This is a genomic window from Streptomyces sp. NPDC098789 (genome assembly GCF_044759975.1).
Classification (GTDB): domain Bacteria; phylum Actinomycetota; class Actinomycetes; order Streptomycetales; family Streptomycetaceae; genus Streptomyces.
Window position 1 is genome coordinate 206,764 of sequence record NZ_JBIWAJ010000011.1, and the last position, 20,842, is coordinate 227,605.

Consider the following 20,842-nt stretch of genomic DNA (forward strand, 5'->3'; position numbering starts at 1 on the left):
CGGCACGGGGAACTCCGTCAGGGGGTCAGCCGACCGGCTGGAAGGTGTCGAAGGCCGTGTTCCGCATCTGCGTGCACTCGGCTCCGTCCCACTGGTCCGACGCGCAGCTGAGCATGATCGCGTAGCCGTGGGTGGCGTCCAGCTTGAAGCCGCGGTTCAGGACGCGGACCTTCATGTCGTTCTGGGTGCGCTCGAACTCCCAGTCGGCGACGGTCGGGTAGCCCCGGTACTCCACGACGCGCAGCCCGAGCAGCTTGTAGTCCTTGCTGTCGCTCGCCACACCGGGGGCCGCTTTGGCCCAGGCGAGCCGGGCGTCGCTGCCGGGGCTGCCGGTGTAGTCGACCTGGATCCGCGGGAAGCCGCCGTCGCGGCTGAAGATGCCGCCGGAGTTCTGCCCCGCGACGCCGGTCTGGTGGAAGCCCTGCGGCATCGTCATGGAGAAGCGGAACTTCTCGCTCGTCACCGTGGCGTAGCCCGCCGGTACGCCGTTCCCCGTGCCCTGTCCCGGGAGTTGGCCCGTGTTCTGGCCGGGGGTCTGCGCCTGGCCCTGGCCCTGCGAGGACTGGCCCTGGGTCTGCTGTCCGGTGCTGCCGTCGGGACTGGGCGAGGTGCCGCCGGTGGTGCTGGTGTTGCCGGTCCCCTTGCCGTCGCCGCTCGCGCTCGCGCCGGTCTTCGGGCTGGCCGACGTACCGCTGCCGCCGGCGCCCTTGCCCGTGTCCTTGGAGCCGGGGTCGTCGTCACCGCTGAAGGCGTAGACGACGAGCGAGCCGATGACCGCCAGGACGACGATCAGGCCGGTGATCGCCAGGGCGATCGTGCGGCGCGACATGACGTCGGTGAGCGGGGCCGCGACGGGGGCCGTGCGCGGCGTACGGGCGGGGGCGGCCGGGGCCTCCGCCGCCGAAGCCGCGCTCGCCGCCGCCGCCTTCTGCTCGGCCGCGGCCGCGGCGGCGGCCTTGCGCGCCGACTTCAGCGCGGCGCGGGCGCGTTCGCGCTGCGCGCGGTCGCGCTCCTTCTGCTCGGCCTTCTCCGCCTTCTCGGCGGCGCGTTCGGCGGCCTTCTCCGCGACCTTGTCCGCGGCTGCCTGCTGGGCCTCCGCGAGGGATATCTGGCGGGTCTCCTCCACGGCCGGGATGAGCGGCGCGGGCGGTTCCTCCGGGGCGTCGAGGACGGCGTTCAGCAGGGCGCGGGCGCCGGCGTCGTCGAGCCGGTGCGCCGGGTCCTTGGCGAGCAGGCCGTAGATGACCTCGGTGAGCGGGCCCGCGTTCTTCGGCGGGTCGACGGGCTCGGTCATCACGGCGGTGAGCGTGGCGAGCGCGGACCCCTTGTCGTACGGCGGGGTGCCCTCCACGGAGGCGTAGATCAGCCCGCCGAGCGACCACATGTCGGCGGGCGGGCCCGGCTTGTAGCCGCGGGCGCGCTCGGGCGAGATGTAGGACGGGGCGCCGACGAGCATGCCGGTGGAGGTGACGGAGGGGTCGCCCTCGACCTGGGCGATGCCGAAGTCGGTGAGGACGACGCGGCCGCTCTCGGCGATGAGCACGTTGGACGGCTTCACGTCGCGGTGCAGGATGCCTTCGCCGTGCGCGGCCTTGAGCACGTCGAGCACGGCGAGGCCGACCTCGGCGGCGCGGCGGGGGGTGAGCGGGCCGCGCTCGCGGATGAACTCGGCGAGGGAGGGGCCCTCGATCAGCTCCATCACGATCCAGGGGCGGTCGTCCTCGTCGACGACGTCGTACACCGTCACGGCGCCGGCGCTGCGGATCCGGGCGATGGCCTTGGCCTCGCGCAGGGTACGGGTGACCAGGCGGCGCTTCTCGTCCTCGTCCACGCCGTGGCCGAAGCGGAGTTCCTTGACGGCGACGGTGCGGCCGAGGGTGATGTCCTTGGCCCGCCACACGGTGCCCATGCCGCCCTTGCCGAGCACTCCGCCGAGGCGGTACCGGCGGGCGAGCAGGCGCCCTTCGTCGGTGGTGCCGGTCGGCGGCACCGGGGCACTGGCCGCGACCGGCTTGCGACCGGCGCGCGGCGCCGCGGGGTCCGCGTCGCCCGCGGGGGCCGACCCGGACCGCGTGCGCACGATCCCGGGCACTTCCAGCACCTCGTCCTCGGGCGCGGCGTCCTGCGGCTCGGCGTCCTCGGGCGCGGCCTCCTTGGGCGCGGCCTCCCGCGGCTCGGCGTCCTTAGGAGCGGCGTCCTTGGGCGCAACGGCTTCGGGTCCGGCCGCCTGGGAGCCGGCGCCCTTCGAAGCGGCGCCCTTGGACGACGCGACCGCGGGAGCAGCGTCCTTCGCCGCGGCGTCCACGGACAGGGCGTCCTTCAACAGCCCGACCTTCGCACCGCCGCCCCGACGCGCGACGGCCTCGGGCCCGGCGTCCTCGGCCACGGCGGCCGCGGGCTCGGACGGCTTGGAGCCGGCGCCCTTCGGCTCGACGGCCGCGGGCTCCGCGGGCTCGGCCTCGGCCTCGGCGGCGACGTCCGGCGCGGCGGCCTCGGCACCGGCGGCCTCGACCCCGGCAGGGGCCGGGTCCGGTATCGGGGTGGCGTCCTGAACGCCCGCGCCGGCCACTGCGGAAGGCTGCTCCGACACCTGCTCCGACGCCTGCTCCGACACCCGGTCAGGGCCTCTCCCGACGGCTGACTCCGCCACCGCGTCGGCGGTTTCCGCAGGGGACTCCGGCTTGCGCTTGTGCTCCGGCTTCGACATGCGTCCCCTCTGCGATCGTGCCGCCTTCTCCGGCCGGCCCGTCATCCCGCTGGGCCCGACGTAACCCGCCCCGGCCGAAACCTCATTGTTCCTCACTCCGCAACGGACGGGTGTTCCGGGTCCGCGGTTCCCCCGGGCCACCGTACGCCGTCCGCCCGGCCCCCGGTACCGAGCACGACCCGGAGCGGAGCCGGAAGCGGAACCGGGACCGGAGCGCGGGTCGGACCGTGCATCCGGGCCGGGAGACGGGCGGGAGCGGGACGGGGCCGGCTCAGAGCGGAACGATGTCCGGAGCCCCCAACCGGGCCGCGTCCGCCGTCTGGTCGTCCGGTTGACGCTGTGACTCCCGCTCCGCCTGGACCCGCTTCTCGTAGTGCTCCACCTCCTTGGCGATCTGCTCCTCGTCCCAACCGAGCACCGGCGCCATCAGCTCCGCGCACTCCCGCGCCGAGCGCGCCCCCCGGTCGAAGGTCTCGATCGAGATCCGGGTCCGCCGCGTGAGCACGTCGTCCAAGTGCCGCGCGCCCTCGTGCGAAGCGGCGTACACGATCTCGGCCCGCAGGTAGTCGTCCGCGGCCGCCAGCGGCTCCGCCAGCCCCGGGTCCGCCGCGATGAGGTCCAGCAGTTCCTCCGTCAGCGAGCCGTACCGGTTCAACAGGTGCTCCACCCGCACCACATGGAGGCCCGTCCGGGCGGCGATCCGGGCCCGCGCGTTCCACAGCGCCCGGTAGCCCTCCGCCCCCACCAGCGGGACGTCCTCCGTCACGCACTCGGCGACCCGCTGGTCCAGTCCGTGCACCGCCTCGTCGACCGCGTCCTTGGCCATGACCCGGTACGTCGTGTACTTGCCGCCCGCCACCACGACCAGCCCCGGCACCGGATGCGCGACCGTGTGCTCGCGGGAGAGCTTGCTCGTCGCGTCCGACTCCCCCGCCAGCAGCGGCCGCAGCCCCGCGTACACGCCCTGCACGTCGTCCCGGGTGAGCGGCACCGCCAGCACCGAGTTCACGTGCTCCAACAGGTAGTCGATGTCGGCGCTGGACGCCGCCGGATGCGCCTTGTCGAGGTCCCAATCGGTGTCCGTGGTGCCCACGATCCAGTGCCGTCCCCACGGGATGACGAACAGGACGGACTTCTCGGTCCGCAGGATCAGCCCCGTCGCCGAGTGGATCCGGTCCTTCGGCACCACCAGGTGGATGCCCTTGGAGGCCCGGACGTGGAACTGGCCGCGCTCGCCGATCAGGGCCTGCGTGTCGTCCGTCCACACCCCGGTCGCGTTCACGATCTGCTTCGCGCGGATCTCGTACTCGCCCCCGCCCTCGACGTCCTGGACGCGCGCGCCGACCACCCGTTCGCCCTCGCGCAGGAAGCCGACGACCCGGGCCCGGTTGGCGCAGTGCGCCCCGTACGCCGCGGCCGTGCGCACCAGCGTGGCGACGTAGCGCGCGTCGTCCATCTGGGCGTCGTAGTACTGGAGCGCCCCGACCAGGGCGTCCTTGCGCAGTGCGGGGGCGATCCGCAGGGCGCGCCGGCGCGAGAGGTGGCGGTGCACCGGCAGGCCGCGGCCGTGCCCGCTGGAGATGGACATCGCGTCGTACAGGGCCACGCCGGAGCCCGCGTACAGCCGCTCCCAGCCCTTGTGCTGGAGCGGGTAGAGGAACGGGACCGGCTTGACCAGGTGCGGCGCGAGCCGCTCCAGCAGCAGGCCGCGCTCCTTGAGTGCTTCGCGGACGAGCGCGAAGTCGAGCATCTCCAGGTACCTGAGCCCGCCGTGGATCAGTTTGCTGGAGCGGCTGGAGGTCCCCGAGGCCCAGTCGCGGGCCTCCACCAGGCCGGTGGAGAGGCCTCGGGTCACGGCGTCGAGCGCGGTGCCGGCTCCCACCACGCCCGCGCCCACCACGAGCACGTCGAGTTCTCGCTCGGCCATCCGGGCGAGCGCCTCGGCGCGCTGCGCTGGCCCCAGTGTCGCTGTCCTCACGGCTGCCTCCCGTTGATGCGGGTGTTCCCGCTCATGTCCCCCTTGGTCACGATTCTGACCGTGGCACACCCACATCGGCCACCGCCTGTGGACAACACAGCGGTGGCGACCACCCCACAATGCCGCAGATCGGTCATATATACGCCTAGTCTGACATAGCGCCAGCTCCAGCTGTCCACAGGACTTGCGCGTTCAGCCCCCTCATGTCAGGGGAGGAAGGACGGCAAACCCCATGCCCGCTGACCTCGCCGTCATCGGACTCGGCCACCTCGGCCTCCCACTCGCACAGGCCGCCGTTTCCGCCGGAATCGAGACCGTCGGATACGACAGCGGACCCGCCACCGACTCCACCCTCACCGCCGCGGAGATCCGCCGGATGTCGGCGGCGGGCTTCCGCGTCACCACCAACCCCGCCGAACTCGGCCGGGTCCGCACGGCCGTGATCTGCGCGCCCACCCGGCTCGGCGCGGACCGCGCCCTCGACCTGTCCGCCGTCGGCGAGGCCGGCCGCGCCCTGGCCGCCCGGCTGCGCCCGCACACCACCGTCATCCTCGAATCCGCCGCCCATCCGGGCGTCACCGAGGAATACTTGCGCCCCATCCTCGAAGCGGGCTCGGGTCTGCGCGCGGGCCGCGACTTCCACCTCGCCTACTCCCCCAGCCGCCACGACCCCGGCAACCGGACGCACGGCATCGCCAACACCCCCAAGGTGATCGGCGGACTGACCCCGGCCTGCACCGAATCCGCCGCGGCCTTCTACGCGCGCCTCACGGAGAAGGTGGTCCGCGCGCGCGGACTGCGCGAGGCGGAGACCGTCCAGCTCCTGGAGACCAACTACCGGCACGTCAACATCGCGCTCATGAACGAGATGGCGGTCCTCTGCCACGACCTCGGCGTGGACCTGTGGGACGTCATCCGCTGCGCCGAGACGAAGCCGTACGGCTACCAGGCCTTCCGGCCCGGCCCGGGCGTCGGCGGCCACGGCATCCCCCTGGACCCCAACTACCTCCCGCACACCACCCGCACCCCCGGCCACCCCCTGCGCATGGTCGGCCTGGCGCAGGAGATCAACGACCGGATGCCGCAGTACGTCATCCAGCGCAGCGCCACCCTGCTCAACGAGCACGGCAAGTCCGCGCGCGGGGCGCGGGTACTGCTGCTGGGGGTCACCTACAAGCCGGACCTGGCCGACCAGGAGGGCTCCCCGGCCCGCGAGATCGCGAGCCGGCTCCTCGACCTCGGCGCCCTGATCAGCTACCACGATCCGTACATCGCGGGATGGCGGGTACGGGACCAGCCCGTACCGCGTGCCGAATCGTTGTACGAGGCCGCGGCCAACGCCGACCTGACGATCCTGCTCCAGCACCACCGCACCTATGACCTGCAAGGACTCGCGGTGAAGGCCCAGTTGCTGCTGGACACGCGGGGCGCGAGTCCGGTGGGGGCCGCGTACCGGCTCTGAAGGCGCGCCGAAATCCCCCCTCGGGCTGTCACCGGCACCTGTTAGCCTGCGGCGTTCTTATTTCGCACTTACGTCCCCACGGTCATCCCATGGGGCACCCGTGCGCCCGTATCCCTGGGGGGGGATCTCTCATGAGCCAGCAGTTCCAGCCGCCCGCGCCCGACTCCGTCACCCCGGCCCCCGGCTACCCGGCCCCGCCGGCGCCGAAGGGCAACGTGGCCCTCGGCGTCATCGCGGCCGTGGTCGCGGCGCTGGTCGCGGCGGCTGCGTACGGCGGGATCATGAACGCGATCGACCGCGAGTTCGGCTACGCCGCTGTCGGTGTCGGCGCTCTCGTCGGCATCGCCGCTGGCAAGCTCGGCGGCCGGAACCCGGTGCTCCCGATCCTGGCCGGGGCGCTCTCCGTCGGCGCCGTGTACGCGGGCCAGCTCTTCTACATCGCGCTCACCGTCGCGCGCCTCCAGCACGTGGGCGCGGCCGACGTGCTCGACACCCTTGGCATCGACGGCCTGGCCGACATCTGGAGCAAGAGCGCGGACCTCATGGAGTTCGTCTTCCTCGGGCTCGGAGCCTTCGCCGGCTTCAGCGTGGCCCGCAAGACCGCCGCGTAACCCCTCGTCAGAGAGCACCGGCAAGACCCTGAGCAGGCACGACCGGATCACGGGGCGATGAAACCACTGTTGTGGTCACATGCCCCGGTCATATGATCCGGCCGTGTCCGCTCATCCGCCGCTCGGTCGGCCCGTATTCGAACCCGTCGACCGCATACCGGCCCTCGCCTCCCTCCGCAGCGCGGTACGGGGCCAGGACTGGTCCGCCGTCGCCGCCGCCTTCGACGCCCTGCCCCGCGAACAGGAACGGCCCGCGGCCTCCCGGGTCGTCGCCGACACCGAAGGGGCCGAGGAGTTCCTCGGCCGGGTCGTGGCGCAACGGCCCGGCGACCCGCTGGCCCGCACCCTGCTCGCCGACACGTTCGTCCAGATCGGCTGGAACATCCGCAGCGGGTACGGGGCCGAGCACGTCTCGAAGGACCAGTTCCGCGATTTCCACGCCTACCTGCGGCGCGCCGAGGTCCTCCTGATCGACGTGTGCGCCGAGTACCCCGCCTTCGGTCTCGCCTGGCACCACCGGGTGATCACCGCGCGCGGCCTGCAGCTGGGCCAGAGCGAGGCCCGCCGCCGCTACGACCGGCTCGCCGAGCACCACCCGCACCACTACCCGGCGCAGATGCAGCTGCTCCAGAAGCTCTGCCCGAAGTGGGGCGGCAGCTGGGAGGCCGCGCACGGCTTCGCCTGGGACGCCACCGTGAACGCACCCGCGGGCAGCCCCAACGGAGCCCTGGTCGCGATCGCGCAGATGGAGCAGTGGCTGGAGCTGGACGGCGACCCTGCGCGCGAGGCGTACCTGCGCGAACCCGCCCGGCAGAGCCGGCTGCGGGACGCCGCCGCCCGGTCCGTCCTGCACCCGGACGCCCGCCCCGACGACCCGCAGGCCGTCGGCGCGCACAGCGCCTTCGCGGCCGCGCACTCCGTGGCGGGCCGCCACGCCGAGGCCGCAGCGCACTTCCGCGCCCTCGGCGACCACGCCCACGAGTTCCCCTGGGGCTACGTCAAGGGCGACTACGAGGCCGCGTTCGTCCGTCACCGCAAGCTCGCCCTGGCCAAGGGCTAGGGGGCCAACCCATGAACAGCGACACCGACTCCAACACCGACACCAACACCGGCACCGGCACCGACCACGTCGTCGACGGCATCCGCCACACCACCGTGGGCGGCATCCGCACGGTCCTCGCCCCGCGCTCCGGCCCGGTCACCGCCGGGCTGCTCTTCCGGGTCGGCCGCGCCGACGAGACCCTCGCCACCAGCGGCATCACCCACCTCGTCGAGCACCTCGCGCTGCACCGGCACGGCCTGGGCGACCTGCACTACAACGGCGCCACCGCCGCGGTCTACACCCACTTCCACGTCTCCGGCACCCCGGCCGACGTGGTCGAGTACCTGAACGGCGTCTGCGCCGCCCTGCGCGACCTGCCGACGGAGCGGCTGGAGACCGAGAAGGAGATCCTGCGCACCGAGGCCGCCGGGCGCTCCCGCGGCCCCGGCCACGGCATGCCGCTGTGGCGCTACGGCGCCCGCGGCCACGGCCTGCTCAGCTACGCCGAGGCCGGCCTGCCCCGGCTCACCGCGCACGCCGTCCGCGAATGGGCCCGGACCCGCTTCACCACCGAGAACGCGGTCCTGTGGATCACCAGCGACACCGTTCCCGAGGGCCTGGACCTGACCCTGGCGGCCGGTGCGTGGCAGGAGCTGCCGGAGGTCACCTCCGCGCTCCCGGCCACCCCCGCGTACTACCACGGCGAGGAGGGCGGGACCGTGCTGAGCGCCGTCGTCCCGCGCTCCACCGAGGCCATGCTGTTCTCCGAGGTGCTGGGCAAGGAGCTGTTCCGCGAGCTCCGCCAGAAGGGCGGCTACTCCTACACCGCCGAGGCCGACTACCAGCCCCGCGACCGCGACAGCGCGACCGTCGTGGCCTTCGCCGACGCGCTGCCCGAGAAGCGGGACGCGATGGTCGGCGCGTTCCTCGACGTGCTCGCGAAGCTGCGGGCGGGCCGGATCGAGCAGGCCGACCTGGAGTCCGTACGGACCACCGCGCTCGCCCGCTTCGAGGTGCCGGAGCTGGCCGCGCACCAGCTCCCCGGGCACGCCATGAACCTGCTCCTGGGCCACCGCAACCTCACCACGGCCGAGGCCGCGGCCGAGATCGAGGCCGTCACCGTCGAGGGCCTGCACCGGGTCGCGCGCGAGGTGTGGGCGGGCGCCCTGATGCAGGTGCCCGGCGGCCGGGGCGTGGACTGGGCGGGCCTCGCGGAGGCCCCGCAGCAGTCCACCGAGGTGGTCACCGGCCGGCGCTACGCCCTCCTGGGCGAGCAGAAGGCGACCCTGATCGTCGGCGGCGACGGCATCAGCCTGGTGGCGCCCGACCACCAGGTGACCATCCGCTACGCCGAGTGCGTCCTGCTGAACTCCTACCCGGACGGCGCCCGCTACCTCGTCGGCCAGGACGGTTTCACGCTCACCATCGAGCCCACCCTCTACGGCATCGGCGCGGCCCAGCTGGCCCCGCTGGACGCCGGGGTCCACCCCTCGGCGGTCATCTCGATGCCGCCGCGCGACCCGTCGCGGATCCCGCGGCCGGAGAGCGGCGCCCCGGCCTCCGGGACCGGGGCGCCGCCCGCCGGGCCCCGGCTCACCTGGGTGACGGTCGTGCTCTGGGTGCTCGGCGTGCCCGCCGTGGCGCTCGGCGTCCTCGCCGTGCTGGGCACCTACGTCGTGTTCCGCGACGCGGAGCGACTGAGCACCTCCGACTGGGCCGCCGCGGGGATCTTCTGGCTGTTCGCGGCGGTCTTCCTGGCGCCGTGGGGGGTCATGCTGCGCCGCCGCGCGAAGGGCCGCTACTGACGGGCCGGCCGCGCGCGAACGCCGCAGGGCCGCCACCCCGTTCGGGGTGGCGGCCCTGCGGCGTTCGGTCCGCGGTGCAGTGTCAGCGGCGGTGCTGGGAGTCCGCGACGGTGACCTCGACGCGCTGGAATTCCTTCAGCTCGCTGTAGCCGGTCGTGGCCATCGAGCGGCGCAGGGCGCCGAAGATGTTCATCGATCCGTCCGGGGAGTGCGACGGGCCGGTGAGGATCTCCTCGGTGGTGCCGACGGTGCCGAGGTCGACCTTCTTGCCGCGCGGCACGTCCTCGTGGACGGCCTCCATGCCCCAGTGGTGGCCCTTGCCGGGCGCGTCCGTGGCACGGGCGAGCGGGGAGCCCATCATGACCGCGTCGGCGCCGCAGGCGACGGCCTTCGGGATGTCGCCGGACCAGCCCACGCCGCCGTCGGCGATGACGTGCACGTAGCGGCCGCCGGACTCGTCCATGTAGTCGCGGCGGGCCGCGGCCACGTCGGCGACGGCGGTCGCCATCGGGACCTGGATGCCCAGCACGTTGCGGGTGGTGTGCGCGGCGCCGCCGCCGAAGCCCACCAGCACGCCGGCCGCGCCGGTGCGCATCAGGTGCAGGGCCGCGGTGTAGGTGGCGCAGCCGCCGACGATCACCGGGACGTCCAGCTCGTAGATGAACTGCTTCAGGTTCAGCGGTTCGGCGGCGCCGGAGACGTGCTCGGCGGAGACCGTGGTGCCGCGGATCACGAAGATGTCGACGCCCGCGTCCACGACCGCCTTGGAGAACTCGGCGGTGCGCTGCGGGGAGAGCGCGGCGGCGGTGACCACACCGGAGTCGCGCACCTCCTTGATGCGCTGCTTGATCAGGTCGGCCTGGATCGGCGCCTGGTAGATCTCCTGGAGGCGGCGGGTGGCCGACTCCTCGTCCAGCGCGGCGATCTCGTCGAGCAGCGGCTGCGGGTCCTCGTACCGGGTCCACAGACCCTCGAGGTTGAGCACACCCAGACCGCCCAGCTCGCCGATGCGGATGGCGGTCTGCGGGGAGACCACCGAGTCCATCGGAGCGGCCAGGAACGGAAGCTCGAAGCGGTAGGCGTCGATCTGCCAGGCGATCGAGACCTCCTTCGGGTCTCGCGTACGGCGGCTGGGGACGATGGCGATGTCATCGAACGCGTACGCCCTGCGGCCGCGCTTGCCGCGCCCGATCTCGATCTCAGTCACGTGTGGTGGCCTTTCCTCTGGGTCTGCCCGTCCAGTATCCCCGACCGGCGGCGGGCCGCGTTTCGGTGACCGCTGTACGGACGCTGTACGGACGTCGGACGGAGCTGTACGGGCGCACGGGAAGGGGGCGGGTCCGCCGTGCGGACCCGCCCCCTTCGCGTACGTCGCCCCGCTCAGCCCTTGCGGGAGTAGTTCGGCGCTTCCACCGTCATCTGGATGTCGTGCGGGTGGCTCTCCTTGAGCCCCGCCGAGGTGATCCGCACGAAACGGCCCCGGTCCTGGAGCTCCGGCACCGTGCGGCCGCCGACGTAGAACATCGACTGGCGCAGGCCGCCGACCAGCTGGTGCACGACGGCGGAGAGCGGGCCGCGGTACGGCACCTGCCCCTCGATGCCCTCGGGGATCAGCTTGTCGTCGCCGCCGACGCCCTCCTGGAAGTAGCGGTCCTTGGAGAAGGACTTGCGGTCGCCGCGCGACTGCATCGCGCCGAGCGAGCCCATGCCGCGGTACGACTTGAACTGCTTGCCGTTGATGAAGAGCAGCTCGCCCGGAGACTCCTCGCAGCCCGCGAGCAGCGAACCGAGCATCACCGTGTCGGCGCCCGCGACCAGGGCCTTCGCGATGTCGCCGGAGTACTGCAGGCCGCCGTCGCCGATGACCGGGACGCCCGCGGCCTTGGCGGCGAGGGCGGCCTCGTAGATCGCGGTGACCTGCGGGACGCCGATGCCGGCGACCACGCGGGTGGTGCAGATCGAACCGGGGCCGACACCGACCTTGATGCCGTCGCAGCCGGCGTCGATGAGCGCCTGGGCGCCGTCGCGGGTGGCGATGTTGCCGCCGATGACGTCGACCGTCGAGTTCGACTTGATCTTGGAGACCATGTCGCCGACGAGGCGGGAGTGGCCGTGGGCGGTGTCGACGACGATGAAGTCGGCGCCCGCCTCGATCAGGGCCTGGGCGCGCTCGTACGCGTCGCCCGCGACGCCGACGGCCGCGCCGACCAGCAGGCGGCCGTCCTTGTCCTTGGCGGCGTTCGGGTACTTCTCGGCCTTGACGAAGTCCTTGACCGTGATGAGGCCCTTGAGGATGCCGGCCTCGTCGACCAGCGGAAGCTTCTCGATCTTGTGGCGGCGCAGCAGCTCCATGGCGTCGACGCCGGTGATGCCGACCTTGCCCGTGACCAGCGGCATCGGGGTCATGACCTCGCGCACCTGGCGGGCGCGGTCCGACTCGAAGGCCATGTCGCGGTTGGTGACGATGCCGAGCAGCTTGCCCGCCGGGTCCGTGACCGGGACGCCGCTGATGCGGAACTTCGCGCACAGCTCGTCGGCCTCGCGCAGGGTCGCGTCGGGGTGCACCGTGATCGGGTCGGTGACCATGCCAGACTCGGAGCGCTTGACCAGGTCCACCTGGTTGGCCTGGTCGGCGATGGAGAGGTTGCGGTGCAGCACGCCGACGCCGCCCTGGCGGGCCATCGCGATGGCCATGCGGGACTCGGTGACCTTGTCCATCGCGGCGGACAGCAGCGGGACGTTGACCCGCACGTTCCGCGAAATGCGGGAAGAGGTGTCGATCTGGTCAGGCGCCATGTCCGACACGCCCGGCAGGAGCAGCACATCGTCGTAAGTGAGCCCCAGCGTGGCGAATTTGTCGGGCACTCCATCGGCGTTGACAGTCATGACACCTTCCCAGATGGTCTTGCTCAGCGCGGATGTCCATGCTAACGGGATCCCGGGGCGTCTCATTCCACGACCAAGATCGACAGAAAGATTCGTAGCTTCCTACGGACTTTTCGTCGAGCTTAGGCCGGGGCGCCGCAGCGGTCTACGGGAACGACGCGGCCGGCACCCGGCGCCTACGGCTCGGCGCCCGGCGCCCTACTGCTCGGCGAGGGCGCGCAGCCTGCTGAGCGCGCGGTGCTGGGCGACGCGGACCGCGCCCGGGGACATCCCGAGCATCTGGCCGGTCTCCTCCGCCGTCAGCCCGACGGCCACCCGCAGCACCAGCAGTTCGCGCTGGTTCTCGGGCAGATTGGCCAGCAGCTTCTTGGCCCAGGCCGCGTCGCTGCTGAGCAGCGCCCGCTCCTCGGGGCCGAGCGAGTCGTCCGGCCGCTCCGGCATCTCGTCGGAGGGCACGGCCGTGCTGCCGGGGTGCCGCATGGCGGCCCGCTGCAGGTCGGCGACCTTGTGCGCGGCGATCGCGAAGACGAACGCCTCGAAGGGCCGGCCGGTGTCGCGGTAGCGCGGCAGCGCCATCAGGACGGCGACGCAGACCTCCTGCGCCAGGTCCTCGACGAAGTGGCGAGCATCACCGGGCAGCCGCGAGAGCCGGGTGCGGCAGTAGCGGATGGCGAGGGGGTGCACGAAGGCGAGCAGGTCGTGGGTGGCCTGGCCGTCGCCCTCGACGGCACGGCGCACGAGCGCGCCGACGGCCCCGGCGCTGCCGCCATTGGCGGTGCCGGTCGGGCCCGTGGCCGCGGTGGACCCCTCGGCCTCGTCGTCGCGCATCGATCCATGGTGCCTTGGCGTCGGAGCATTCGCGCCGCCACGGCCCGCGTTGTGCATCGAAGCGTTATGAGCGGGTGCACCTGAAGTCATTGCCCGTGCCCTCCCCTCCCGCTCGGCCGAATGGTCCCGGTACCCGTGGCCACAGCTCCGAAAGTGCGGCCACACCATCAAGGATGCGGCATCGCGCCCGAAGCGACACGTCCCTCGGATTGTGCCTCGCGAATCCCGGGTCCGCACCGCATGCGACTGGACCCGATCGCGCGACCCCCGATTCCGTGCGGCGCCCCGCCCGTACCGACGGGCGGGACCACTGCGCGTCCGGCCCGCGAGGGGCCGGACCGCGTGCCGGATCCGCCGGCGCGGCCCGCGGGGCGGGGCGCGGCCGGGGACGTACCGACGGGCCCCGACGGGACCGGGCCGGAGGGTGCTAGCGGACCAGGCCCCAGCGGAAGCCGAGCGCCACGGCGTGCGCGCGGTCCGAGGCGCCGAGCTTCTTGAACAGCCTGCGGGCGTGGGTCTTGACCGTGTCCTCGGAGAGGAAGAGCTCGCGCCCGATCTCCGCGTTGGACCGGCCGTGGCTCATGCCCTCCAGGACCTGGATCTCGCGCGCGGTGAGCGTGGGCGCGGCGCCCATCTCGGCCGAGCGCAGCCGCCGGGGGGCGAGCCGCCAGGTCGGGTCGGCGAGCGCCTGGGTGACCGTGGCCCGCAGTTCGGCGCGCGAGGCGTCCTTGTGCAGATAGCCCCGGGCGCCGGCGGCGACCGCGAGGGCCACCCCGTCCAGGTCCTCGGCGACCGTCAGCATGATGATGCGGGCGCCCGGGTCGGCCGAGAGCAGCCGCCGGACGGTCTCGACACCGCCCAGCCCCGGCATCCGTACATCCATCAGAATCAGATCGGAGCGGTCGGCACCCCAGCGGCGGAGGACTTCCTCGCCGTTGGCAGCCGTCGTCACACGCTCGACGCCGGGCACGGTGGCAACCGCGCGACGGAGCGCCTCTCGGGCAAGCGGGGAGTCGTCGCAGACGAGGACGGATGTCATGACCGCCCTCCGCAGCTGCTGATGCGCGTCACCTTGAGCCTCCAGGCTGGTACGTATCGTCACCGTTGCGGTCGATGCTCCCGGACACCTGTCCGAGAACTTCTTGGTTCAACCGCCTTCGCACTCTCAACGACGGTCACTCGAAAGAGTTACGGGTCGGACGGACACCTTCGGCACTCTACGTGAGGTGGCGAACACGGCGCGGACGCCACGAGTCGCATGTCCTCCATCTGGAGCTATGCCCTATTTGGCGGCTTTCCTTCCGTTTGGCATGTGTCTGAGGCTAGATTCCCAATGAGTCATATTTACATCTACTACGACAGTAGATGTGGAGACATGGACCACATCCGCCTCAGTACCGGCACCAAGAGGACTACCCATGGCAGATTTCTCCCGCCTCCCCGGACCGAACGCCGACCTGTGGGACTGGCAGCTGCTCGCCGCCTGCCGCGGGGTCGACAGCTCCCTCTTCTTCCACCCGGAAGGCGAGCGGGGCGCGGCCAGGAGCGCGCGCGAGACCTCGGCTAAAGAGGTCTGCATGCGATGCCCGGTGCGTTCGGAATGCGCAGCGCACGCACTCGCCGTCCGCGAGCCCTACGGGGTGTGGGGCGGCCTGACCGAGGACGAACGCGAAGAGCTGATGGGACGGGCCCGACACCGGCTCATCCCGGCCACCAGCGTGACGGGGGCCGCCGTGTCGGGGCCGACCGTCAGGCACTGAGTCACCCCTCCGGCCCACCCCGGTCCACCCGACAGGACGAAACGCCCGAAGGAACGTTTCTTCGATTCCGTCGGTTCCGCCGGATCCTCCGACCGCCACCGCCACCGCCACCGACCCAGGGGGACTGCCGACCGCCGTCGGCACGACCGCCATCACCGGGCCGTCACCCGTCCGGCCGTACGACCGTACGACCGTCAGCGGGTGGCGGCCCGCTCCAACTGGTCCAGGGTCGCCGCCACCGCGGGGACCCGGGCCAGGTCCGCCAGCGTGAGCGCCACGACCTCCCGCTCCACGGCCGGCTCCAGCACCAGCGCGGCCACGCCCTTGGCCCGTACGGACTCCACCGCCAGCTCGGGCAGCACCGCCACGCCCAGCCCCGCGCCCACCAGGCCGACCACGGCCGGGTAGTCGTCGGTGGCGAAGTCGATCCGCGGGGTGAATCCCGCGGCCTCGCAGACGTCGACCAGATGGCGGCGACAGCGCGGGCAGCCCGCGATCCAGGGCTCCTCGGCCAGTTCCGCCATGCCCACCCGGGCCGCGCCCGCCAGCCGGTGCCCCTCGGGCACCAGCCCGACCAGCCGGTCCGTGAGCAGCGGGCGGACGACCAGGTCGTCCCACTCGGCCGCCGTCCCGTCCGGTGCGGCGCCCGCGTAGCGGAAGGCCAGGGCCACGTCGCAGTCGCCCTCGCGCAGCATCTCCACCGAGCGCGGCGGCTCCGCCTCGACCAGCGAGATCCGGGTGCCGGGGTGCTCGGCGCGCATCGCGGCCAGCGCGGTCGGCACCAGCGTGGAGCTGCCGCTGGGGAAGGAGACCAGCCGGACCCGGCCCGCGCGCAGGCCCGCGATGGCCGCGACCTCCTCCTCGGCCGCGGTCAGCCCGGCGAGGATGCCCGCCGCGTGGCGCACCAGTGCCTCCCCCGCCTGGGTCAGCCGCATCTCGCGGCCGGCCCGGATGAGCAGGGGGGTGCCCGCGGACTGTTCCAGCGCCTTCATCTGCTGGGAGACGGCGGGCTGGGTACAGCCCAGTTCGCGGGCGGCGGCGGAGAAGGAACCCGTACCGGCCACGGCGCGCAGGACTCGGAGATGACGTGCCTCGATCACCCTTCGAGCATAAGCCTTGCTTTGGAGCCGCCGCCAATAATCATGGACGGCTTTGAGGGTGCTCGGTTAGCGTGCCTCCATGGAGCTGATTTCCCTCAACGTGGGCCGCGCGAAGGTCGTCGACTACGCGGACGAAGGCGTGACCGGTAGCGACAAGCGGCCGGTGGCCGGGCCGCTGCGCGTCTTCGCGCCCGGCCCCAAGGGCGTCGGCGCCAGCGGCGTCGAGGGCGACGCCGTCTGCGACCTGCGCCACCACGGCGGCGACCACCAGGCGGTCTACGCGTACGCGCGCGAGGACCTGGACTGGTGGGAGGGCGAGCTGGGCCGGTCGCTGCCCAACGGGATCTTCGGCGAGAACTTCACCACCGCGGGACTCGACGTGAACGGTGCGCTGGTGGGCGAGCGGTGGCGGGTCGGCGCGGACCTGGTCCTCGAAGTGGCCTCCGCCCGGATCCCGTGCCGGACCTTCCAGGGGTTCCTGGAGGAGGAGAGCTGGGTCAAGCGCTTCACCCGGGAGGTCCGTCCGGGCGCGTACCTGCGGGTGATCGAAGGGGGCTCGGTCTCCCCGGGCGACCCGATCGAGGTCGTCCACCGGCCGGACCACGAGGTGAGCGTCGGCTTCTGGTTCCGCGCCTTCACCACCGAGCGCGCGCTGCTCCCGCGGGCACTGGCGGCGGGCGACGCGCTGGAGCCCAAGGCGCGGGACGCGATCCACGCCTACACGGCGAAGTACGGCACCGGGGGCGGCGGCACCCGGGGCTGACGGCCCCCGCGGCCGGCGCCGGCGCCGCGACCCGGTGGACATTCGCGGTCGCGGCGCTAGGTTGCGCCTATGACGACTGCGTTGATCACAGGATCCACGGCGGGCATCGGCGCCGCCTTCGCACGCAAGCTCGCCGCCCAGGGGCACAACCTGGTGTTGGTGGCGCGCGACACCAAGCGGCTCGGCGAGCAGGCGACCGAGCTGCACGACCGGCACGGCATCGAGGCCGAAGTGCTGAGCGCCGACCTCTCCACCGAGGAGGGCATCACGGCGGTCGAGCAGCGCCTGGCCGACCTCAAGCACCCGGTGGACCTGCTGGTCAACAACGCGGGCTTCGGCAACAAGGGCCGGTACCTGGAAGTCCCGATGGCCGACGAGCTGACCATGATCAAGGTGCACATCGAGGCCGTCCTGCGGCTGACCTCGGCGGCGACGGAGTCGATGCGCACGCGCGGCCGCGGCGGCGTGGTCAACGTGGCCTCCGTGGCCGCGTTCCTGCCGCGCGGGACGTACGGGGCGAGCAAGGCCTGGGTCGTGCAGTTCACCCAGGGCGCGGCGAAGGACCTGGCCGACTCCGGGGTCCGGCTGATGGCCCTGTGCCCCGGCTTCGTCCGTACGGAATTCCACGAGCGGGCCGGGATGGGCACCGACAACATCCCCAACTGGATGTGGCTGGACGCGGACAAACTGGTCGCCGCGGCGCTGGCCGACCTGGCGCGCGGGCGGACGGTGTCGATCCCGGACCCCCGCTACAAGGCGCTGATGAGCGTGGTGAAGCTGGCCCCGCGGGGGCTCCTGGGTGGGATGTCCTCGCGCACGGGCCGCAAGTACGGCCCCCAGTGACTGGCGGGTAAACCACCCAATTAGCGCAATTCTCCCTAAACTGGACGTGTCCCGTTCCCACTGGGAGGCGACGCGATGACATTCGTACAGGTAATCGATTATGAGACCAAGCGGTTCGACGAGATGAACGCCCTCATCGACCGCTACGCGGAACAGACCGCCGGCAGGCGCACGGTCACCCACACCCTGATCGGCAGGGACCGCGACTCGGGCACCCACTACGTGGACCTGGTCGAATTCCCCTCCTACGAGGAGGCCATGAGGAACTCTCAACTTCCGGAGACGGACCGGATGTTCCAGGAGATGGTGGCCCTCTGCGACGGCATGCCCAAGTTCATGAACCTCGACGTGGTGCGCGACGAGTACCTCAACAAGCTCGTCGCGAACCGGATCTTCGAGGACGTGGCCGTCAAGGGCGACTTCGACGTCATCGACGAGTGCGTGGCGGTCGGTTTCATCAGCCACGACATGATGGACACCGAGGGCCTGGGCAACGGCCGGGACGGCATGCGGCGCACGATCGGCATGTGGCGCGAGGCCTTCGACTTCACCTTCGACAGGACGCGCCAGATCGCCGAGGGGGACTGCGTCACCACCCTGTGGGACTGGCGCGGCACCCACCGCGGCGAGTTCATGGGGGTCGCACCGACCGGCAAGGACGTCACGATGTCGGGTTGTACGACGATCCGGATCGAGAACGGCCAGATCGCGGAGGACTGGTGGTACTACGACGCACCGGGACTGATGCGCCAGCTGGGCATGTGAGACGGAGAAAGCCCCGTTCCGGAGGAACGGGGCTTTCCCATGTGCCCGTGGGCGGGCGCGCCGGCGGGCCGGCGCGCTACCGACCAGGTCAGTGGCTGTGGCCGTGGCCGCCGTGACCGGCGTCGCCCTCGTCCTCGGCCGGCTTCTCGACGACCAGGGTCTCGGTCGTGAGCAGCAGGGAGGCGATGGAGGCGGCGTTCTCCAGGGCGGAGCGGGTGACCTTGACCGGGTCGATGACGCCGGCCTTGACCAGGTCGCCGTACTCGCCGGTGGCGGCGTTGAAGCCCTGGCCCTTGTCGAGCTCGGCGACCTTCGCGGTGATGACGTAGCCCTCGAGGCCCGCGTTCTCCGCGATCCAGCGCAGCGGCTCGACGGCGGCGCGACGGACGACCGAGACGCCGGTGGCCTCGTCGCCGGTCAGGTCGAGGTTGCCCTCCAGGACCTTGACGGCGTGGACGAGCGCGGAGCCACCGCCGGAGACGATGCCCTCCTCGACCGCGGCGCGGGTCGCCGAGATGGCGTCCTCGAGGCGGTGCTTCTTCTCCTTGAGCTCCACCTCGGTGGCGGCGCCGACCTTGATGACGCAGACGCCACCGGCGAGCTTCGCCAGGCGCTCCTGCAGCTTCTCGCGGTCCCAGTCCGAGTCCGTGGACTCGATCTCGGCCTTGATCTGGTTGACGCGACCGAGCACGTCGTCGCTGCTGCCGCCACCGTCGACGACGACCGTGTCGTCCTTGGTGATCGTGACGCGGCGGGCGGAGCCCAGTACGTCCAGGCCGGCCTGGTCGAGCTTGAGGCCGACCTCTTCGGCGATGACGGTGGCGCCGGTGAGGGCGGCCATGTCCTGGAGCATCGCCTTGCGGCGGTCACCGAAGCCGGGGGCCTTGACGGCCACGGCGTTGAAGGTGCCACGGATCTTGTTGACGACGAGGGTGGAGAGCGCCTCGCCCTCGACGTCCTCGGCGATGATCAGCAGCGGGCGGGAGCCGCCACCCTGGATGACCTTCTCCAGCAGCGGGAGCAGGTCCTGGATGGAGGAGATCTTGCCCTGGTTGATCAGGATGTAGGGGTCCTCGAGGACGGCCTCCATACGCTCCTGGTCGGAGACCATGTACGGCGAGAGGTAGCCCTTGTCGAAGGCCATGCCCTCGGTGAACTCCAGCTCCAGGCCGAAGGTGTTGGACTCCTCGACGGTGATGACACCGTCCTTGCCGACCTTGTCCATCGCCTCGGCGATGAGCTCGCCGACCTGGGTGTCCTGCGCGGAGAGCGCGGCCACGGCGGCGATGTCGGACTTGTCCTCGATCGGGCGGGCGGTCTCCAGCAGCTCGGCGGAGACGGCCTTGACCGCCGCGTCGATGCCCTTCTTCAGGGCGGCCGGGGAGGCGCCGGCGGCGACGTTGCGCAGACCCTCGCGGACCAGCGCCTGGGCCAGCACGGTGGCGGTGGTGGTGCCGTCACCCGCGATGTCGTTGGTCTTGGTCGCCACCTCCTTCACGAGCTGGGCACCGAGGTTCTCGTACGGGTCGTCGAGCTCGACCTCGCGCGCGATGGTGACACCGTCGTTGGTGATGGTGGGAGCGCCGAACTTCTTGTCGATGACGACGTTGCGGCCCTTGGGGCCGATCGTCACCTTGACCGTGTCGGCAAGCTTGTTGACACCGCGCTCCAGAGCGCGACGGGCGTCCTCGTCAAACTTAAGAATCTTCGGCATGGGAGCGGTTCAGCCCTCTCGTTGCGATCCCCGGCCGCTCACCGCGACCGCCTTGAACGAACTACGCCCCTCGCCGCCCGGCATCAGCAGGGGTGACCAGGGGCGTAGCTCAAAGCAAAACTGGAGAAGTGACTTACTTCTCGACGATCGCGAGCACGTCGCGGGCCGAGAGGACGAGGTATTCCTCGCCGTTGTACTTCACTTCGGTGCCGCCGTACTTGCTGTACAGGACGACGTCGCCGACGGTGACGTCCAGCGGAAGACGCTGGCCGTCCTCGAAGCGACCCGGACCCACGGCGAGGACGACGCCCTCCTGGGGCTTCTCCTTCGCGGTGTCCGGGATGACCAGGCCGGAAGCCGTGGTCTGCTCGGCGTCGAGCGGCTGGACCACAATGCGGTCCTCAAGCGGCTTGATGGCAACCTTGGAGCTGGTGGTCGTCACGATCCGGTCTCCCCCTTCGGAGATCTCACGGGGTTAACTGTTTGGGGTGGCGACCAGGTGGTTCCGTCGTCGCGGGTGCCGGACCTGCCTGTCGCTGTGTTGGCACTCACCAGTGGCGAGTGCCAGGCCCGAGACT

The 20,842-nt window shown here is 71.9% G+C and carries 17 protein-coding genes; 8 read left to right on the forward strand and 9 right to left on the reverse strand.

Annotated elements, in window-relative coordinates; genetic code table 11:
- Nucleotides 1-25 precede the first annotated feature (25 nt).
- Both ACIQWR_RS22915 and ACIQWR_RS22920 read right to left on the reverse strand, forming a co-directional pair.
- The gene (locus tag ACIQWR_RS22915; RefSeq protein ID WP_404012478.1) at nucleotides 26-2,707 is read right to left on the reverse strand and encodes a protein kinase; all 2,682 of its coding nucleotides are present in this window, start codon (nucleotides 2,705-2,707) and stop codon (nucleotides 26-28) included.
- 271 nt (nucleotides 2,708-2,978) lie between these two features.
- Entirely contained in the window at nucleotides 2,979-4,685 is a 1,707-nt protein-coding gene (locus ACIQWR_RS22920; RefSeq protein WP_399259452.1) for a glycerol-3-phosphate dehydrogenase/oxidase, read from the reverse strand.
- A 232-nt stretch (nucleotides 4,686-4,917) separates the two neighbouring features.
- Between ACIQWR_RS22920 and ACIQWR_RS22925 the strand changes: the two genes are divergently transcribed.
- The 4 genes from ACIQWR_RS22925 to ACIQWR_RS22940 all read left to right on the forward strand — a co-directional run bounded on the left by ACIQWR_RS22925 (nucleotide 4,918) and on the right by ACIQWR_RS22940 (nucleotide 9,605).
- Complete coding sequence (locus ACIQWR_RS22925; protein ID WP_404012481.1) at nucleotides 4,918-6,147, forward strand: nucleotide sugar dehydrogenase; 1,230 nt, start codon at nucleotides 4,918-4,920, stop codon at nucleotides 6,145-6,147.
- Nucleotides 6,148-6,278: 131 nt separating this feature from the next.
- Nucleotides 6,279-6,758, forward strand: coding sequence for a hypothetical protein (locus tag ACIQWR_RS22930; RefSeq protein ID WP_404012484.1), 480 nt, complete (start codon nucleotides 6,279-6,281; stop codon nucleotides 6,756-6,758).
- A gap of 103 nt (nucleotides 6,759-6,861) precedes the next feature.
- Nucleotides 6,862-7,818, forward strand: coding sequence for a hypothetical protein (locus ACIQWR_RS22935; RefSeq protein ID WP_404012487.1), 957 nt, complete (start codon nucleotides 6,862-6,864; stop codon nucleotides 7,816-7,818).
- An 11-nt stretch (nucleotides 7,819-7,829) separates the two neighbouring features.
- On the forward strand, nucleotides 7,830-9,605 hold the full coding sequence (locus ACIQWR_RS22940; protein WP_404012490.1) for a M16 family metallopeptidase: 1,776 nt from the start codon (nucleotides 7,830-7,832) through the stop codon (nucleotides 9,603-9,605).
- 82 nt (nucleotides 9,606-9,687) lie between these two features.
- Here ACIQWR_RS22940 and ACIQWR_RS22945 read toward each other — a convergent pair whose 3' ends face one another.
- The 4 genes from ACIQWR_RS22945 to ACIQWR_RS22960 form a co-directional block, all read right to left on the reverse strand.
- Nucleotides 9,688-10,812 carry a GuaB3 family IMP dehydrogenase-related protein gene (locus ACIQWR_RS22945; protein WP_330332076.1) on the reverse strand — a complete coding sequence of 375 codons (1,125 nt, stop codon included), beginning with the start codon at nucleotides 10,810-10,812 and terminating at the stop codon, nucleotides 9,688-9,690.
- Between the two features lie 173 nt (nucleotides 10,813-10,985).
- On the reverse strand, nucleotides 10,986-12,491 hold the full coding sequence (guaB, locus tag ACIQWR_RS22950; protein WP_399259446.1) for an IMP dehydrogenase: 1,506 nt from the start codon (nucleotides 12,489-12,491) through the stop codon (nucleotides 10,986-10,988).
- Nucleotides 12,492-12,689: 198 nt separating this feature from the next.
- On the reverse strand, nucleotides 12,690-13,319 hold the full coding sequence (locus ACIQWR_RS22955; protein WP_330332074.1) for a sigma-70 family RNA polymerase sigma factor: 630 nt from the start codon (nucleotides 13,317-13,319) through the stop codon (nucleotides 12,690-12,692).
- A 427-nt stretch (nucleotides 13,320-13,746) separates the two neighbouring features.
- Nucleotides 13,747-14,358 (reverse strand): response regulator transcription factor, encoded by a 612-nt coding sequence (locus tag ACIQWR_RS22960; RefSeq protein WP_003948568.1) that lies wholly within the window; start codon nucleotides 14,356-14,358, stop codon nucleotides 13,747-13,749.
- A gap of 379 nt (nucleotides 14,359-14,737) precedes the next feature.
- Here ACIQWR_RS22960 and ACIQWR_RS22965 point away from each other — a divergent pair, with 379 nt between their 5' ends.
- Nucleotides 14,738-15,079 (forward strand): WhiB family transcriptional regulator, encoded by a 342-nt coding sequence (locus tag ACIQWR_RS22965; protein WP_385777762.1) that lies wholly within the window; start codon nucleotides 14,738-14,740, stop codon nucleotides 15,077-15,079.
- A 194-nt stretch (nucleotides 15,080-15,273) separates the two neighbouring features.
- Here the strand turns inward: ACIQWR_RS22965 and ACIQWR_RS22970 are convergent, their stop codons facing one another.
- A complete protein-coding gene (locus ACIQWR_RS22970) occupies nucleotides 15,274-16,179 on the reverse strand; it encodes a LysR family transcriptional regulator (protein WP_399259445.1) in 906 nt (301 codons plus the stop codon).
- Between the two features lie 79 nt (nucleotides 16,180-16,258).
- Here ACIQWR_RS22970 and ACIQWR_RS22975 point away from each other — a divergent pair, with 79 nt between their 5' ends.
- From ACIQWR_RS22975 to ACIQWR_RS22985, 3 genes are all read left to right on the forward strand, one after another.
- On the forward strand, nucleotides 16,259-16,942 hold the full coding sequence (locus ACIQWR_RS22975) for an MOSC domain-containing protein (RefSeq protein WP_404012495.1): 684 nt from the start codon (nucleotides 16,259-16,261) through the stop codon (nucleotides 16,940-16,942).
- Between the two features lie 69 nt (nucleotides 16,943-17,011).
- Nucleotides 17,012-17,785 carry an SDR family NAD(P)-dependent oxidoreductase gene (locus tag ACIQWR_RS22980; protein WP_404012497.1) on the forward strand — a complete coding sequence of 258 codons (774 nt, stop codon included), beginning with the start codon at nucleotides 17,012-17,014 and terminating at the stop codon, nucleotides 17,783-17,785.
- Between the two features lie 75 nt (nucleotides 17,786-17,860).
- Nucleotides 17,861-18,550, forward strand: coding sequence for an ester cyclase (locus ACIQWR_RS22985; protein WP_399259442.1), 690 nt, complete (start codon nucleotides 17,861-17,863; stop codon nucleotides 18,548-18,550).
- Nucleotides 18,551-18,638: 88 nt separating this feature from the next.
- Here the strand turns inward: ACIQWR_RS22985 and groL are convergent, their stop codons facing one another.
- Together groL and groES are read right to left on the reverse strand one after the other, a co-directional pair.
- Nucleotides 18,639-20,264: a chaperonin GroEL gene (gene groL, locus ACIQWR_RS22990; RefSeq protein ID WP_404012500.1), complete on the reverse strand. Its 1,626-nt coding sequence runs from the start codon at nucleotides 20,262-20,264 to the stop codon at nucleotides 18,639-18,641.
- 133 nt (nucleotides 20,265-20,397) lie between these two features.
- Nucleotides 20,398-20,706, reverse strand: a complete 309-nt coding sequence (gene groES, locus ACIQWR_RS22995; protein ID WP_008739621.1) for a co-chaperone GroES — start codon at nucleotides 20,704-20,706, stop codon at nucleotides 20,398-20,400.
- Nucleotides 20,707-20,842: the final 136 nt, after the last annotated feature.